Origin of the sequence: Sporosarcina sp. E16_3 (assembly GCF_017347125.1) — a bacterium.
Taxonomy (GTDB): domain Bacteria; phylum Bacillota; class Bacilli; order Bacillales_A; family Planococcaceae; genus Sporosarcina.
Genome location: NZ_JADPRX010000008.1, coordinates 91,210 through 108,319, shown reverse-complemented (window position 1 = coordinate 108,319; position 17,110 = coordinate 91,210). Strand labels below are relative to the sequence as shown.

General features: G+C 45.2%; 14 protein-coding genes. 11 read left to right on the top strand and 3 right to left on the bottom strand.

The window, feature by feature from the left end:
- From I2483_RS07560 to I2483_RS07550, 3 genes are all read left to right on the top strand, one after another.
- The coding region (locus tag I2483_RS07560) for a hypothetical protein (protein ID WP_207174960.1) at positions 1 to 262 on the top strand (262 nt) is incomplete at its 5' end.
- A 40-nt stretch (positions 263 to 302) separates the two neighbouring features.
- Positions 303 to 1,472, top strand: coding sequence for a PDZ domain-containing protein (locus tag I2483_RS19655; protein ID WP_207174958.1), 1,170 nt, complete (start codon positions 303 to 305; stop codon positions 1,470 to 1,472).
- Between the two features lie 38 nt (positions 1,473 to 1,510).
- On the top strand, positions 1,511 to 1,762 hold the full coding sequence (locus tag I2483_RS07550) for a CsbA family protein (protein WP_207174956.1): 252 nt from the start codon (positions 1,511 to 1,513) through the stop codon (positions 1,760 to 1,762).
- Positions 1,763 to 1,998: 236 nt separating this feature from the next.
- Here the strand turns inward: I2483_RS07550 and I2483_RS07545 are convergent, their stop codons facing one another.
- Together I2483_RS07545 and I2483_RS07540 are read right to left on the bottom strand one after the other, a co-directional pair.
- Positions 1,999 to 2,307: an AzlD domain-containing protein gene (locus I2483_RS07545; protein ID WP_186669235.1), complete on the bottom strand. Its 309-nt coding sequence runs from the start codon at positions 2,305 to 2,307 to the stop codon at positions 1,999 to 2,001.
- Positions 2,307 to 3,032: an AzlC family ABC transporter permease gene (locus I2483_RS07540; protein ID WP_207174954.1), complete on the bottom strand. Its 726-nt coding sequence runs from the start codon at positions 3,030 to 3,032 to the stop codon at positions 2,307 to 2,309. Before I2483_RS07540 ends, I2483_RS07545 begins: the two co-directional genes overlap by 1 nt.
- Positions 3,033 to 3,187: 155 nt before the next feature.
- Between I2483_RS07540 and I2483_RS07535 the strand changes: the two genes are divergently transcribed.
- The 8 genes from I2483_RS07535 to I2483_RS07505 all read left to right on the top strand — a co-directional run bounded on the left by I2483_RS07535 (position 3,188) and on the right by I2483_RS07505 (position 15,691).
- Positions 3,188 to 3,811, top strand: a complete 624-nt coding sequence (locus tag I2483_RS07535; RefSeq protein WP_207174952.1) for a TVP38/TMEM64 family protein — start codon at positions 3,188 to 3,190, stop codon at positions 3,809 to 3,811.
- A gap of 125 nt (positions 3,812 to 3,936) precedes the next feature.
- Positions 3,937 to 7,434: a helicase-exonuclease AddAB subunit AddB gene (addB, locus tag I2483_RS07530; RefSeq protein ID WP_207174950.1), complete on the top strand. Its 3,498-nt coding sequence runs from the start codon at positions 3,937 to 3,939 to the stop codon at positions 7,432 to 7,434.
- The gene (gene addA, locus I2483_RS07525; RefSeq protein WP_207174978.1) at positions 7,412 to 11,125 is read left to right on the top strand and encodes a helicase-exonuclease AddAB subunit AddA; all 3,714 of its coding nucleotides are present in this window, start codon (positions 7,412 to 7,414) and stop codon (positions 11,123 to 11,125) included. Before addB ends, addA begins: the two co-directional genes overlap by 23 nt.
- Positions 11,122 to 12,318: a DUF418 domain-containing protein gene (locus tag I2483_RS07520; RefSeq protein ID WP_255550329.1), complete on the top strand. Its 1,197-nt coding sequence runs from the start codon at positions 11,122 to 11,124 to the stop codon at positions 12,316 to 12,318. Before addA ends, I2483_RS07520 begins: the two co-directional genes overlap by 4 nt.
- 42 nt (positions 12,319 to 12,360) lie before the next feature.
- On the top strand, positions 12,361 to 13,260 hold the full coding sequence (locus I2483_RS07515) for a fumarylacetoacetate hydrolase family protein (RefSeq protein ID WP_207174949.1): 900 nt from the start codon (positions 12,361 to 12,363) through the stop codon (positions 13,258 to 13,260).
- A 73-nt stretch (positions 13,261 to 13,333) separates the two neighbouring features.
- A complete protein-coding gene (locus I2483_RS07510) occupies positions 13,334 to 13,708 on the top strand; it encodes a YisL family protein (protein ID WP_207174947.1) in 375 nt (124 codons plus the stop codon).
- 22 nt (positions 13,709 to 13,730) lie between these two features.
- Complete coding sequence (locus I2483_RS19365; protein WP_255550328.1) at positions 13,731 to 13,862, top strand: hypothetical protein; 132 nt, start codon at positions 13,731 to 13,733, stop codon at positions 13,860 to 13,862.
- 368 nt (positions 13,863 to 14,230) lie between these two features.
- Positions 14,231 to 15,691 (top strand): alpha-amylase family glycosyl hydrolase, encoded by a 1,461-nt coding sequence (locus I2483_RS07505; protein ID WP_207174945.1) that lies wholly within the window; start codon positions 14,231 to 14,233, stop codon positions 15,689 to 15,691.
- A gap of 36 nt (positions 15,692 to 15,727) precedes the next feature.
- On the opposite strand, the gene I2483_RS07500 is transcribed toward I2483_RS07505, so the two are convergent.
- The gene (locus I2483_RS07500) at positions 15,728 to 17,053 is read right to left on the bottom strand and encodes a CoA-disulfide reductase (RefSeq protein ID WP_346267706.1); all 1,326 of its coding nucleotides are present in this window, start codon (positions 17,051 to 17,053) and stop codon (positions 15,728 to 15,730) included.
- Positions 17,054 to 17,110: the final 57 nt, after the last annotated feature.

Here is a 17,110-nt window from a genome sequence, read left to right as displayed (position 1 = left end):
GGAGAGAGTAGCCATGACAAAGTCAGATTTTGCCCTTACTAACTTAGGAAGCCATGACTTCGCTGGGGACGGCCATGACTTCGGAGAGAATAGCCATGACAGTTTGACAGATTGCGCTCACAGTTCGGCTGAATGCCCTTACAGTTTGGAGAATAGCCGTGACTATCGCCTAAACCACACCAAAATCATAAGCGGTTATTACCATTTAATGAATAATTCAATAACGATTCACATAGAGCGGCATTCTTTTGTTACAATGTAGAAACATGATAGTGTAAACGAAGATTGGATGGTGACGGTTCGTGTCCGAGAAAACGATATTTAATATAGTAGAAGCGGTTGCGCTGTTTTTCCTGAATCCATTATTGATAGCGGTTCTTTTTACAGCAGTTGGTGTTGGGTATTTCCGTGTGAAAAAAGAGCGTAGGAGTTTCAAAGTCCGTTTGTTGCCGGGGTTAACAGAATTGAAGCGGCTTTTGGCGGAGTCATGGCCATATGCGCTTGTTTTGTCCGTTTTGATTTCCGGGGCGGGTTTGCTAGCAGATCCAGGGTGGCTTGTGCTATTTTCTGCGTCGGCGCTAATTGCCCTGCTGACATTTTATTATAAAGTGACTTCACCGATTTATTTTGCGTCGGCGGCTTTTTTCGCTCTTTATTTCATAGAAAAGTATATGGGAGATTTCTCGTTTCGCGGATGGACGCCAGCTCAGGCGGATCTACTTGGCGATCTAGCGGTAACGATTCCAGTCATCGCGGGGTTATTCTTAATTGCAGAAGGACTTCTTATTAGACGTCATACGATCCGGTATGCGTCGCCGACCTTGGTGCATACAAACCGTGGACTTCGAGCTGCAGCCTTCAAGACGAAGCGGCTATGGCTGTTGCCAGTTGTATTTTTGGTGCCGGGGGATATGATTTCGGCTTTCGTACCGTATTGGCCGCAGTTCACATTTGGGGAGAGTGCATTCAGTTTTGTTCCGGTTCCTGTACTAATCGGATTTTCACAAGTGGCGCGCTCGCTGTATCCAGATGTTTTATTCCCGAAAATTGGACGTGCTGTCGTTTGGACAGGCGGTATAGTAGTTGCCGTTGGGATTGCTGCACTATGGCTACCGATTTTAGGGTGGGTAGCTTTACTGTTAGGGGTAGTGTGTCGGGCAGTTATTTCCATTACGGCTTGGGTACGTGACAGGCAAGGTGGGTTCGTTGTTGCGCCGCGTGAAGCGGGGGTTGTTATTGCGGGAGTTGTGCCAGGATCTCCAGGAGAAAAAATGGGGCTTCTGCCGGGTGAATACATTCGTTCTGTAAATGGTCTTAAGGTAAGCAATGAGAAAGAACTATATGACGCGATTCAGCTTAATGCTGCACATTGTCGCTTGCAAGTGATTGATCGTAACGGGGAAGTTCGGCTTATGCAGCAGGTTATTTATCGACATGACCATCATCGCCTTGGACTTCTCGTCGTTCGGTAAATATCGAGTGAACGATTACTCTGGAAGGAATGTTGAAAATGGATTCATTTGATACTAAACTGTTACTTGCCTTAATTTTGCCGGGTCTGCTTGTGATTTTATTCACCCGTGTGACATTTCACCATGTCGTTGGCCTTATTTTAACGGTTGCATTGATTGCAGCATCGGTTTACGCGGGTTATACGCATAATTGGCTACTTTACGGAGCGGATGCGCTATCGCTCACCGTCGGATTCTGGTATGCGACACGTATGATGAAGATTGCAAGGCAGCATGAACAAGAGGAATGACGAATGGAGCCGCTCGCTGTTAAAGGAGCGGTTTTATTGTGGGATGAAATAGGGATAGGGGGGTAGCATATAGGGGAGTGGACCGAGCATATCCGCGGCCAACCGAGCATATCCATTTTCAATCGATCATATGTCGTGCCGACCAATCATATCCACGGCCAACCGATCATATCCCGCCACCAACCAATCAGCCCACTCCAACAAAAAAAGACCGCAACCAAGCGGTCTTCACATCCTTACATAAACAAACTATAAACAGCCAGCACAGCAATCGTACCCAGAACAACGGACATAACCCCGCCGCCTAAAATTGCGATTAAAAATGCGGCACCTGCTCCAAGCACCCCAAACAAGATATTCCCTTCCTGTACGAATAGAATCGCCGGAAAGATGAGTGCACCTAGGACAGCATATGGAATATTACGCAAGACACCTGACACAACCGGCGGCAACTCTTTACCATCTAAAACAGCCAGCGGAATCATACGCGGAATGTATGTCACAAGCGCCATGCCCAGAAGCATCCACCAATAACTTGGCCCCATTATACTTCCTCCTCTCGTTTGAACATCGTTTCAGCCGTTTTCCCGCGCCGCGAATAAACAATCTCCACAAGAATCGAGGACGCAAGCGTTGCGACAAGGATCGACCAGCCCGTCGACAATGCCTCTGTAAAGTACAGGACACAATGGATGACCGCCCCAAGAGCAGCGAGCATGACAACTTTGCGGTTGCCTTTCATCGAAGGAACAAGCAATCCGATGAACATTGCGTAAAGTGCAATCGACATTGCGGCTTGTAAGAACTGTGGCAGATTAGCACCGATAATATGTCCGATGACGGTGAAGATGACCCAGCTGCCATAGGCGATCAGTGTAACGCCGAATGCGAACGCTGTCGGAATCTTTCCTTTCTTCCCTGTTGCGAGTACTGTAAATGATTCGTCCGTAATACCAAACGCATAGATCGCTTTGACCCATTTTCGTGCGGGCTGCATCTTTTCATTGAGCGAAGCCGTCATAAGAAAGTGTCGAATATTGACCACGAATGTGTTCATGACGATCAACAGCGGGTCGATACCTAAAGTAATTAGGCTGAGCGACATGTATTGTGCGGCACCGGCATAGACGAAGATACTCATTGCTGTAGCTTCAATAATGGACAAGCCGGCCGTTTTTGCGAGCAGTCCAAATGTGAGGGCTACGGGGAAATATCCGATTGCAATGCTCGTCCCTGCTTTTAAGCCAGCTGAAAATTGGTTATTGGTCATTGTATTCACATCTTCCCAAAGTATATTTAAGTGATTATACTATACTTATGGGTTTAAATGTTCATATTTAAAGGAAAACTCTAAATACGGGGTATTTCTATGTAATAAAAAAGTAGAAGCCTGACAAAAAAGTTTTTGAATTGAGGTTGTTACTGATGAACGAGTGGATGAATCCTGATAAAATCGTCGAATTAGCGCAGCATTACAAGGCACTTGGACCATTGCTTGGGCTGTTTCTGCCATTTATAGAATCATTTTTACCCTTTCTTCCTTTATTCGCATTTGTTCTGGCGAATGCAGGAGCTTATGGCCTTTGGTATGGTTTTCTTCTATCCTGGGCGGGAACTGTCATTGGCTCTTATGCAGTATTTCTTATCGTCCGCAAATATGGGCGCAACCGCATGCTTCAATTCCTAACAAAAAGTCCACGTATCCAAAAGTTGATTAAGTGGGTGGAGCGAAATGGTTTCGGACCTTTGTTTATCTTTATTTGTTTTCCGTTCACACCGTCCGCGCTCGTCAATCTTGTAGCGGGCCTATCTGATATGAAGAAAAAGAATTATTTAATCACACTGATGGCTGGGAAATTTGTGATGATTTCCATGATTAGCTATATCGGGTATGATATAAGGGCTTTATTCACCAATCCAATCCGGACGGCAATTGTAATTGGCGTGATTTTTCTGCTATGGCTGGTCGGCAAATATTTCGAGCGCAGACTGAATGCAAAAGTAGAAGCCGATTTCCGTGCATCCGCCGCCCCTCGTAATGATAAGTAATCACTCCCTATTCAGTTGAAACAGTTCCTGTCATCCTTAACTTTCTGTACAATGGAAGGTAAGGATGATAGGGATTTTTTATTTGAATAAATTATACATACACACATAGAAAGGGAGGAAACCATATGTCACTGCGTTTCATAACCGGTAGATCGGGCGCTGGAAAGACGACGTTCATTGAGCGGGAAATGGCTGCCGAACTGCAACGAAATCCGATGGGGGCGCCTGTTATTGTCATTGTACCTGACCAGATGTCGTTCTCGATGGAGCATAGTATGTCCGTTAATTTCGGATTAAAAGGGATCATCCGTGCACAAGTGCTAACGTTTAAACGGTTGGCGTGGCGTGTGCTGCAGGAAACAGGCGGCATTACGCGCAAGGAAATAGATGGCTTCGGGTACCGGATGCTTGTACGAAGTGTTTTGGAAGACAATCGGGACCAGTTCAAATTGTTTCGGCAAGCGGCAAGCAAACGTGGATTCACGGAACAAATAGGGGACTTGCTGAAAGAGTTTAGTCGCTATTGTCTTGATCACCAAACGATGAGCAATCTCTACGATGCGCTGGCTTCAACAGGTGCACCGCGCACATTGCTCGACAAAGCGGAAGACTTATCCTTGTTGCTGACAAAAATCGAAGAAAAGCTGGGCACGACTTACGTCGATAGTGAAGGACATCTGGCTCTTCTTGCCTCACAAATTACCCATTCAGACCTGTTAAAAGGAGCTGATATCTATATTGACGGTTTTGAAAACTTTACGACGCGGGAATACGAAATTGTCACGGAACTGATGAAACACGCCAACCGACTGACAGTTGTGTTACCAATGGAAGGCGCTCTCACTGGTTTTGCGGACCATGAATTATTTTTCAACCCTGTACGGACCTCCCTCAAATTGCGTGAACTAGCGCGTGCTGAATCGGTGGAAGTAGAGGAAGATATCCATTTGGCAGATTCGCCGCGTTATCAAAATGAAGATTTAAAACATTTTGAGGCGGAATTCGACCATTATCCCGCGAAACAACAGCCGTCAGCAGGCAATATTATCTTAGTTGAAGCGGCGAATCGTCGTGCAGAAATCCATTCAGTGGCACGTACAATTCGCGAATTAATGATTGCAGGCAAGCGGTACAAAGACATTTCGATTTTGTACAGGCAACCTGAAAAGTATGATGAACTAATTGAAACAATTTTCCCACATTATGATATTCCGGTGTTCATTAGCCAGAAGAAACCGATGTTGCACCATCCGCTTATCGAGTTTTCACGTTCTGTGTTAGAAGCGGTGACAACGGGTTGGTCGTATGAATCAGTGTTCCGCGCGGTCAAAACAGATCTATTTTTCCCGCACCGAGAAACAAAGTTATTATGGCGTGATCGTGCAGATAGACTCGAAAACTATGTCCTTGCCCATGGGATTTATGGCCAGCGCTGGTTCGATGACAGCCGCTGGCGCGTGAAGAAGTATCGAGGCCTTGAACTGTATACAGATGTGCAAACGGACGAAGAGCGTGCGATGGAGCAAGAACTGCATATGATTCGCGATGAAATACGGGATCCACTTGCTGACTTTGAAAAGCGTTTGAAGAAATCTAAAACGGGACGTGATGTCGCGGAAGCGCTGTTTTTATTCATGGAAAACCTACATGTTTATGATAAAATCATCGATCTGCGTGCGGAAGAAGAGCGTGCAGGACGATTACTTGGCGCTACGGAACATGAACAAGCTTGGAACGGCTGGATTAATGTGCTGGATCAGTTTGTCCTTATGTTCGGGGATAAAAAAATGGATGCTGTAGAAGCAGCTCGAATTTTGGATGAAGGATTCGACTCACTCGAATTTGCTCGCATTCCGCCGTCGCTTGACCAGGTGACGGTGTCGACTGTCGAAGTTTCAAGTTTAATGGATATTGACGCAGTATTTGTCCTCGGGGTCAACGATGGCGTCATGCCGAAACGCGTTGACAATGAAGGACTGCTGTCGGATGCAGACCGTGAATGGTTTTCGGACATCGGCTTTGAACTAGCGCCCACGTCGAAGATGAAATTGATGGATGAAACGTTTATGGCTTACCGCGCATTTACAGCGCCGCGCGAAAAGTTATATGTGTCTTATCCCGTGGCAGACGAGGAAGGGAAAGCACTTATTCCATCGTTGTACATTTCGAGAATTGGGCATATGCTGACAGGCACAGCAACGAAAATCGCCGTAACGGATCCGTCCGAATTGCCGCTAGAAGCCAATCAATTCGATTACATCAGCCACCCGCGTTCGGCACTACCTTATGTGTCGATGAAGTTGAAAGAAGCGGAACAGTCGGGTGTGCTGGAACGAGAATGGCGTGCGGTTATGGCGTATTACGACGAGGATCCCTATTGGTCGTCTGTAATTAGTCATATCATACGCCCGATGAATGCGAAGAATGGGGCGGAACGACTGCGTCCAGAGATAACGGAAGGCTTGTACGGGGAATCATTTGTTTCCAGTGTGTCACGGATTGAATCCTATTACAGCTGCCCGTTCCAGCATTATGCGTCGTTTGGACTTGGCTTGCGTGAACGGACGGAATTTACGCTGGAAGCACCGGCAATCGGGGATTTATTTCACGCCGCGCTTAAATGGGTGTCCGATGAAACAATGCGTCTCGGGAAATCGTGGGCAGAACTGACGCGCGAAGAATGTTGGAAGCTTGCGAGAGCAGCAGTGGAAGATATTTCGCCTTACTTCTTCAACCGGATTTTACTGTCAACGAACCGTTATGTTTATATTAAACGCAAGCTCATGCACATTATTCAACGAACGATTTTTTCACTTAGTACGCAGGCCAAATCGACGGTATTCAAACCGATTGCTATTGAAGCAGGATTTGGACCAGGCGAAGAATTGCCAGCGCTTGAAATTCCATTGCGCCGTGGCGATTCAATGAAACTACGTGGTCGGATTGACCGTGTCGATGCGACAGAAATAGGCGGTAAAAACTATGTCCGTGTTGTCGATTACAAATCATCCGCCAAAAGCCTTGATTTAACGGAAGTGTATTACGGCTTGTCCTTGCAAATGATGACCTATCTCGACGTAGCGCTAGAAAACGCAGACGAATGGCTCGGCATACATGCGGATCCAGCAGGCATTTTGTATATGCATATTCATAACCCGATGATCCGCTCCGGTTCCGAATTAACACCTGCACTCCTTGAGGCGGAAATCGCGAAATCCTATAAGATGAGGGGCTATCTGCTCGATAATCAGGAAGTTGTCATCGGCATGGATGCTGATATCGGCAGATCATCTTCAATCGTGCCAGCCTCGATTAAAACGGACGGTACATTTGCGAAAACGTCGAAAGTACTATCATCAGATGATCTGCAGATGATGCGGTCGTTTGTTAGAACACGCCATCAAAAAGCTGGAGATGCAATGCTTGCGGGCGATACGCGTGTTTATCCCTATAAATTAAAAAATAAAATGCCATGCGAATTTTGTTCGTATCGTTCGGTGTGTCAGTTCGATCAAACAGATCCGTCAGCGGAACATCGGTCTTATGCTGAAATGGACCCAGAAATGTCGCTTGATAAAATGCGCAAGGAGGTTGCGGATGATGAACATACCCGTGAAACCTGAGGGACTAACATTTACTGACGCGCAGTGGAAAGCCATCTGGGCGACAGGGAAAGATATTCTCGTTTCCGCTGCTGCCGGTTCGGGGAAAACGAAAGTGTTAATCACACGAATGATTGAAAAAGTATTGGATGAAAATAATCCAATTGATGTCGATGAATTGCTCGTTGTGACATTCACCAATGCATCTGCTGCGGAAATGCGACACAGGATGGCGGAAGCGTTGGAAGAAGCGATTGCTGCAAGGCCGGAATCCGTCCACTTGCGCAGGCAGTTGAATTTATTGAACAAAGCACAGATTTCCACACTGCACTCATTTTGTATGAACGTCGTTCGCCAATATGCTTATTTAATCGATATCGACCCGGGATTCCGTATTGCGGATAGTACGGAAGCCGCGCTGTTAAGTGACGATACAATTGGGGCAGTACTTGAAGATGCTTATAGTGCAGAAAATCCGGAAGCGATGTACCGGCTGGCGGACAGTTTCACGTCTGACCGCAACGATCAGTCCATCGAAACACTGATTGACCGCTTGTACGATTATTCCCGTGTTCACCCAGTACCGGAACTATGGCTTCGCGAAATTCCCATGCAATATGAAATTGGTGATCAAGCTTCTATAGATGATCTTGAATTCATCGAGCCACTGAAAACGGCCATCCGTCATACGCTTGAAGAGGCAGTAGCGTTAACGGGTGATATGCAAAACATTGCGTTGATGGTGGACGGACCTGAACCGCTTGCCGCCACGGCTGAAGCAGATTTGTTGTGGATCAATGAAGCCATTCGGCGCGTAACGGATGGTACATGGGAAGAAACGTATGCATTTTTTGGCTCGCTTAAATGGGCAAAAGCGGGAACAATTCGCAAAGACTCGTGTGATGAAGAACTTGCAAAACGGGCGAAAGCGCTGCGTGATGCGGTGAAGAAAATTATTAATACGTTGAAAGAATCCTATTTCACGAGAACGCCAGCGCGTCTACTTGATGAAATTCGGTTAATGGCGCCAACCATGCATACACTTATTGACTTAGTGATTGAGTTCGGCAGGCGTTTTGAACTTGTGAAAATCGACCGTGGGATTGTCGATTTCTCGGATTTGGAGCATTATGCGCTACGAATTTTATCGAATGTGCAGGATGGAGAACTGGTACCATCTGATATCGCAGTTGATTACAAAAATCGATTTTCAGAAGTTCTTGTCGATGAATACCAGGATGTCAATATGTTGCAGGAGACGATTATCCAGCTCGTCAAGCGCGGCGGGGAAGAGGACGGCAATTTGTTCATGGTTGGCGATGTAAAACAGTCTATTTACCGCTTCCGTCTTGCTGAACCAATGCTGTTTCTTGGCAAATACAATCGATTTACGGCAACGGATGGCCATCAAGGCTTGAAAATCGATTTGAATGCCAACTTCAGGAGTCGTAAAGAAGTGCTCGATGCGACAAATTTCATCTTTTCACAAGTGATGGGCGCGCGTGTCGGAGAAATCGATTATGATGATGCGGCAGCGTTGAAATACGGCGCAAACTACCCGGAAAAAGCCGTAACAGCAGGTTTAACGCTACTCTATGAAGAAGAGGAAGACGAACAGGAACTAGACGCTGCCACGGAACTAGCAGGCCAAAGCTTGAAGAGTTCGCAGGCGGAAGCGCGATTTATGATTAAGAAAATTCGAGATATGATTGCATCAGGTGCTGAAGTAACGGATGCGTTCAGCGATAAAAAGCGTCCACTTGAATATAGGGATATCGTTATTTTGATGCGTTCAATGACATGGTCAGGTGAAATCGCAGAGGAATTCAAACTGGCGGAAATTCCAATCTATGCTGAACTAAAACGCGGTTATTTTGATGCGTTAGAAGTGATGATTATGCTGAATACGTTGCGTGTCATCGATAATCCCTATCAGGATATTCCGCTTGCATCTGTCCTTCGTTCACCGTTTATCGGCATGACGGAAAATGAATTGGCGCAAATCCGACTTACGGCAAAAAGTGAGCCGTTCTTTGAAGCGTTGAAGCGTTTCGTTACAACAGGCGGAGCAGGTGTTGCAGTGGCGACGCAGGAAAAACTGCAACGCTTTTTCAATCAGTTTGAGGATTGGCGCAACTTGGCGCGGCGTGGATCATTGTCCGAACTAATTTGGCAAGTCTATTCCGATACGCATTATTATGAAATGGTCGGTGCAATGGCAAATGGTAAACAGCGTCAAGCCAATCTTCGTGCGCTGCATGACCGGGCAATTGACTATGAAAAAACGTCGTTCCGTGGGCTGTTCCGTTTTCTACGTTTTGTTGACCGTATGCGCAAGCGGGGCGATGATCTCGGTGCTGCACGTTCACTTACTGAAAAGGAAAATGTTGTCCGTATTATGACGATCCATTCATCGAAAGGACTGGAATTTCCCGTTGTCTTCATCGCAGGGGCAGGTCGGAAATTCAATAAAATGGATTTCAATGAACCGTATTTATTCGACCAGCATTTTGGACTGGCCGTGAAAGCGATTGACCCAGACAACCGGATTACCTATACGTCTTTACCATTTCTAGCAATGAAAGAAAAGAAAGAACTTGAAATGCGTGCGGAAGAAATGCGTGTGTTATATGTCGCTATGACCCGAGCGAAAGAACATCTTGAAATTATTGCTTCCGTAAAAGATATCGAAAAGTCTATTGTCAAATGGCAGGACGCCCAGTTGGTTGAACCTGACCTGATGTTGCCTGAGTATACGAGGTCACGCGCAAACGGTTATTTAGACTGGATTGGTCCAGCTGTCGCTAGACATCCGGCATTTGCGAAATTTGGTAGTGTCCCAGGCGGTCAGTCTGTAATAGATGCCTCAGTTTGGCAGATAGATGCACTTCCTGTTTCGGCATTGTTCACTAAGGTTGAAGAAATCGATGAGGAAACAGTGAAATCACTAGACGCGGTCCCGATTGAAGAGGTGGACGAGGGCATGTTACTCGAAGTGAAACGTAGGTTTGACGCGACATACCCGTATCTTTCATCGGTGACAAAACGGTCCAAACAGACGGTCAGTGAGTTGAAACGGTTGTCCATTCTTGAACAGCAGGCGGAAGATGACTTGTTGGTGTCTACAAATTCTGATGTTAGTACGGCGTATCTCCATAATCGACCGGCCTTCATGCAATCGCGGGAACTATCTGCGGCGGAAGTAGGAACGGCGATGCATACGATCATGCAACATATTGATATCCGTAAAGAAAGTAGCGTCGCTGATGTTGAGAAGCTCTTAACGGAATTGACGGGCCGTCAGTTGCTGACCACAGAAGAAGCGATTGCGGTCGATGCGAATGAGGTCGCACAGTTTTTCCAAACGGCGATTGCGAAACGGCTTATGACAGCTGCGCAACTGGAGCGGGAATTGCCGTTTACGTACGCTTTTGATGATAAAGACGGCGACTATCAAATCTTGCAAGGAATCGCGGATTGTTTATTCGAAGAGCAAGATGGCTGGGTACTGCTGGATTATAAAACTGACCGAGTTCGCGGACGCTTTGGTTCCGATGAAGAAGTCGATTCAGAAATGCGAGTCCGGTATGGCATCCAGTTGAATTTGTACAAGAAGGCGATTGAAGAAATTGTGAAAATCGACATAAAAGAGATGGTCCTATATTTATTTGACGGACAGAGGACTGTAACTATTCAGGGGGAATCAAGTTGAAATTAACACCAACAACGCTTGGAAATCGTATTGAAGCGCTCGATATGCTGCGTGGGTTTGCATTACTCGGCATATTCATCGCGAATATGCTAGTATTCCATTCGCCATATATGTATATGGACCCGTATACATGGTTCAGTACACCGGCTGATATGGCGACATTTAAATGGATTGATATTTTTGTAGAAGCGAGTTTTTACCCGATTTTCGCCATGCTGTTCGGCTACGGGTTGAATATGCAATATGAGAAATCGATTGAAAACAAGATGCCATTTGCGCCGGTTATGGCACGTCGTATGGGCGTATTACTCGTGTTCGGGTTGATCCATGCGCTGCTCATCTGGATGGGTGACATTTTATTCACATATGCGCTGATGGGCTTTATCATGATTGCGTTTGTTAGAATTCCGAAGAAGTGGATGCTGCCTTTAGCTTCCTTCGTATATATTGTGCCTTCAGGAATCATGTATGGAATCACTTATTTTCTGAATAAATTTGATCCGAATGCACTTATGGAAGGTTACGCGGATATACATCAAATTGAGCGGTCGCTTGAAGCGTATGCCTATGGTAGTTATGGAGAAATCTTTAGCTTCCGTCTTTCTGAATGGCTTACTTACGGATTGCCGGCATCGTTACTGGGCGTCTTTGTTATATTGCCGCTGATAATGATTGGGGCCGGATTGTCTAAGTGGAAAGTAATTGAGCGTGCTGGGGAATTAAAAGTGGGTATCGCAATTGTGACTGTAGTTTCACTAGTTGCGGGCATTTGGATGAAAGCTGCGCCGTTTATTGGTAGTCCTTCAATGGATGCGATTACTTTGCAAACGCAATTCGGTGGACCTGTTTTAGCGATTGGTTATATCGGTTTGCTACTTTTACTTTACCAACTGCCGTTAGTTCGCACACTACTGCGACCTATTTCAAAAGCGGGTAGGATGTCGTTGACGACGTATATTACGCAATCGATTGTGGGGACACTCATTTTTTACGCCTACGGTTTCGGCATGTATGGCAAAGTAGACGTGGCAACGGGAGTAGGTATTGCAGTCGGCGTGTTCATTATTCAAGTCCTATTTGCAGAACTTTGGCTGTCGAAATTCCGAATGGGTCCACTGGAGTGGTTGTGGCGTAAAGGAACATACGGAAAAGTTTTGCCGAATAAAGAGGAAAAGGATCGACCTTTGTCGTAGTAATCAGAATAGGGGTTTTATTATGAAGGGATGGGCTGACAGATGAAATTATTATCGTTCCGTTACGACGGCAGGACGTTATTTGGACCTAAAGTGAAGAAGGAAGATGCAGTATGGGATATGTTAGCTATTGCAGAAGCGTTTGAGGATACTGATTTTCCACAAACAATCACGGAAGGTATCGCATCTGGTCTGGATTTCGTTGAAAAGGTACGGAAACTTGCAGAACAGGCGCGAGTGGATGAAGATTCGGCGCGATTTAAATATGCATTCACTGCTATTGAATGGCTTTCTCCAATTCCGAGAACGCCTAAAAATATCCTGTGTGTAGGCAAGAACTACGCAGATCATGCAGCGGAAATGGGTGCAGATGCACCGCCTGAAAAACTGATGATCTTCACGAAATCACCAACCGCTATTGCAGCGGATGAGCAAGACGTTTCAGTCCATGCCGATGTGACGGATAGCCTTGATTACGAAGGGGAACTTGCGGTTGTTATTAGCAAGGGCGGCCGTAATATCCCGAAACAATTGGCCTATGATTATATTTTTGGTTACACCATTGCAAATGATGTGACAGCGCGTGACGTACAAGCGGCACATGGCCAGTTCTTCTTAGGAAAAAGTCTCGATGGATCGTGTCCAATGGGGCCATATATCGTGACCAAAAATGAAATACCAAATCCACAAAATTTATCAGTTGTGACAAAAGTGAATGATGAAGTGCGACAAAATGGCAACACAGCGTCGATGATTTTCAAAATCGATGAACTGATTGCCGAAATATCACGTTATGTGACGCTTGAACCAGGTGATGTCATTTTGACGGGTACACCTGCTGGTGTCGGCAAAGGCATGACGCCTCCAACATTTTTAAAACAAGGCGATACTGTAAAAGTGTCCATTGAAAGCATTGGAACTCTTGTAAATAAGTTTGTTTGAGTAGTTTCCCTTTTGTGATTTAGTCAATTGTGATACGATTATTTAGTATTACTAACTAAATGAGGTGACTAATTTGGACGTATTATCAAACACTACACATCTTCATATTTTTACATGGGTTGTTGGAATTATTTTATTCCTAGTTGCTGCAAGTATGGATACAGAGTCAAAAGGCAGAAAGATTCTTCATATGATTGCACGCCTATTCTACGTGCTAATTTTAATTTCAGGCGCATTGTTATTCTTCGAATACTCATCACTTGATGGCGCGTTATATGGCGTCAAATTCTTATTGGGCTTCCTGACAATAGGTATGATGGAAATGGTGCTCGTTCGTTCTGCAAAGAACAAGAGTGTCAAAGTAGTATGGATCCTGTTTTTCGTCTTCGTATTGGCGACAATGTTCCTCGGATTTAAATTGCCGATTGGTATTAGCTGGTTCGCTTAATTTTTAGTAACGGGGTGTGAAGATGGAATCTAGTATCGGACCGATTTTACTTATCGTTGTTTTGATGTTGATGGTCTTGTTTGCCGTTTCCATCTTCCTGTTTGCCCGAAAAAAGCGGTCATCTGTTGAAGATGATGATCTATTTGATGAATGAAACACTCGCTGGCGATTGTGCTGGCGGGTGTTTTTTTACTTTGCTATATATGTTGAACTAAAGTATCTCACTAACAACGCTCGGCGCTTGGGGATGCCTCCCGCGGTAAGCCAGACAGAAGTTCACTGTCAGTCTGGCCGCTTCGGCTACCCCAGTAAGCGCCTTCGCTGGAGGCTACGAGGAAATCATAAGTTCAACATTTAAAGTTGAAGATGAGTAATATCGCCTCGTCGCTAGTGTACAGTCCCTAATTTCACAATATCGACCTATTTCATTAGGAAGGATGAGGTTTTTGGCGTAAACAATGGCGACATGTGGCGGCGTTTGGTAAAATGACGGATGACAGTTCGTATTGAGGAGGCAATTTTGTGAAAGTGAATAAATGGTTTGGACTTATTGCAACTTTTCTATTACTGGTATCTACCCTATCTCCAGCAGGGGTTTTTGCAGAAACGGAAAGAACAATAGAGGATGAAAGTATATATGATTTGCTTGTGGACCGGTTTAATAACGCGGATGGCAAGAACGACATTGACGTGAATACGCAAGATTTGAGTGCGTTCAGCGGAGGCGACTTTACAGGAGTCGGCACGAGACTTGAGCACATTGTACGAATGGGCTTTACGCTAATTTCACTTGGACCCGTTTTTGAAACGGAAACGTATGATGGTAGTAAAGTACTTGATTATGCGAAGCTTGAACCGCATTTCGGGACTTCTGAAGAATTTAGCACGATGATCAAAGCAATTCATAAGCAGGATATGTCCGTAATAGCTGATTTTCCACTCGCAGGAGTTAGTGCGAATCATGTTTGGGCTAAAGAGGGAACTGTCAAGGCACTTCCTGCTGCTGACGGAACAATTGATTGGGATACAACAGACGCAGCAACACAGAAAGCGTTGAAGGAAGCCATCGTTGATTTCGTGGAAACAAATAAATTGGACGGAATTCGTTTAACAAAGTTGGACAAAATCGATACAGCATTTTTGAATGAAATCATTCAGGCTGTAAAAACGGTTAATCCAAAAGCATATGTACTAACGAATGAAGAAAGTGACGCGGACTTCGATTCTGCTCCGAATAACGAAAAGATGAGCGCAATGAGAAATTCATTTGTTAACTATGACGCGGACTCTTCACCGCTATCGATATTTTCAAATGCGACTGAAAAGGAATTAATCCAGTTCGATGAATTAACAGGACCGCGTTTTACATACGACATCGTAGAAGCTAGAATGTTCCCGCCGACGAGGTGGAAACTTGCGATTACGGCACTATTTTCAATGCCAGGCGTACCGATTATGCCTTATGGTACCGAAATCGCTGTGAATGGCCAATCGGCTCCTGAAAGTCATCAGCTCATGAATTTCAAAATCGATGAGGAGTTAATTGAACACATCGGTGATCTTAACAAGTTACGCAACAAATCAGAAGCGTTCCGTAACGGGGACTTTGAAATGTTGCACAATGACAAAGGATTTACAGTGTATAAGCTGTCAAATGATGAAGAGACATGGATTGTCGCGCTTAATAATACGACTGGGACATCCAATTTGGAAATTCCGAAAGAAGTAATCGGAGACAATAAAAAATTGCGCGGTTTACTCGATGGTGATTTGGTACGAGAAGGTAAGGATGGAATTTACCGCGTCGTATTGGAACGTGAAGTTGCAGAAATTTACATCGCTGATGAAGACAAAGGGTTCAATACGCCTTATCTAATCGCATCGATTTTAATCTATGTACTGTTCCTTGGATTCCTGTTTATGGCATGGAGAAAAGGGCGTCAAGGTAGACAACATAGAAAAGCTGAAAAGCAAGCGCGTTAAAAAACACCAGATCGGCTTTTGCCAATCTGGTGTTTTTTAACGCGCTTTATACCCAATCATATTAACGGGATCTTTCGGTGATGAATAGGGTGGGGAGTAGCCGAGTTCAAGGGCAGCCAGGTCATCGACAGTCATTTTGCCCATGATTGCGGTTGCAATGACGTCTATTCGTTTGTCGACTCCTTTATCACCGACCGCCTGTGCGCCCAGGATGAGCCGGGATTTTACGTCATAATGAACACGCAGTAAAATATGCCCGTGGTCGGGGTAATAACCTGCATTTGTTCGGCCTTCATAGACGGCTGTGCCAAATTCGATCCCTTCGTCTGTTAAGCTATTCGCGGAATGACCTGTCATAGCCGCGGTCAGAGCAAACAATTTCGTAATCGTCGTGCCCAGGAGCCCATTCATTTCGACTGGATTACCGGCCAGATGGCGCGCAACGATGAACGATTGCCTGTGCGCAGGCCAAGCTAGTTTCACGCTTTTCGGTTTACCCGTGAACCAATCTTTACATTCAGCCGCGTCGCCAATTGCGTAAATGTCAGGATCATTTGTCTGCATATAGCTGTTGACGACAATCCCTTTCGTCGGTCCAATGTGTAAATCCGCTTCAACCGCGAGTTGCGTATCAGGGTCTATTCCAATGCTAGCCGCGATAAAGTCAACTTCAAAGTCCATGCCATTTTTCATAATCAAGCGCTTGCCTTCAATGCGTTCGATGCTATCCTCGAAGTAGAAGTCGACCTTATTATCCTTCATTTCCTTGCCAAGCACTTGTGATATTTCAGGATCCATTACTTTCATGACGCGCTCATTGCGATCAATAAGTGCTGTTTTTAATCCTCTGTTGATGAAGTTCTCAATAAGTTCAACCCCGATGAATCCGCCTCCAATAACAGCGCACGCCTTCGGTTTTTCACGTTCAATATAGTCGATAATTTCTTCCATTTCCCTAAAGTTCTTCAGTGTAAATAAAGGTAAATCACCGAGTCCTTTTAAGTCAGGTGTACGGGCGATTCCACCAGGCGATAAAATAAGTTTGTCGTAGGATTCCGTAAAGACATGATCTGTTTCCATATTACGCACTTCAACCGTTTTCTGTTCCCGATTAATGGCAAGTACATCATGCCCTAACTTAACGGTTATATCTCTTTGCTCGCTAAACTTTTCGGGAGACGAGCCAACTAACTGCCACTTATCTTCAATTAATCCCCCGATGACGTATGGCATTCCGCATGTACCATAACCAAGTACCGGATCACGTCCAACTAATATAATTTCCGATTCTGGAACTGCGCGTCTAATTTGTGCGGCGACAGTGGAACCGCCCGCAATTGCACCGACAATTATAATCTTCATCAATAAATCCTCCTCGAACCAGATTACTGATTAACTTTATCCTGCATTAACGGGCAG